This window comes from Porphyromonas sp. C0041D3, from assembly GCF_056590575.1.
Map to the genome: position 1 here is coordinate 1 of NZ_JBWPWJ010000026.1, position 508 is coordinate 508.

Below are 508 nucleotides of genomic sequence, written 5' to 3' on the forward strand. Positions count from 1 at the left end.
TCAAACTAGAATGAGTTGTCTCGACTTTTCAAAGATACTGATTTTAGTTGACTCTGGTAGTTTGGGGTAGTTTTTCGTGGTATACCGGCTAATTCGCATTTTGATGTGCTGGGAGGGGAGGGAAAAAGAGATTACCTTTGTTGAGGAGACAATGGACTAACGGACCAGACAGTAGTTTTAGCGTATGGAAACAGCAGAGATAAGGGATCTGATATCAGCCTTTGTTCCGGAGGAGATCCTCCGCGACTTTGAGCTGAAGGAGGTAAAAAAGGAATGCGGAGTCTACCGACTCTATATGGACGAGAAGGACGACGAGAGTCATTATCCCCCTGAGCTGGCGGAGGCGAAGGAGGTGGTCCGATGCGGATATATGAATCCCTGCGAGATCGAGACTTTTCCCATAGCAGGTTGCGAGGCTTTCATCTATATATGACGGCGTCGGTGGAAGGAGAAGGGCGGTCGAGAGTCCTATTTCAACACCTACAAATACACGATCGAAGGGATCAAA

At 47.4% G+C, this 508-nt stretch carries 1 protein-coding gene; it reads left to right on the forward strand.

The genetic code is table 11. The features are described 5' to 3' along the window. Positions 1-184 precede the first annotated feature (184 nt). Positions 185-433 (forward strand): hypothetical protein, encoded by a 249-nt coding sequence (locus AC1EKE_RS08210; protein WP_480309013.1) that lies wholly within the window; start codon positions 185-187, stop codon positions 431-433. Positions 434-508: the final 75 nt, after the last annotated feature.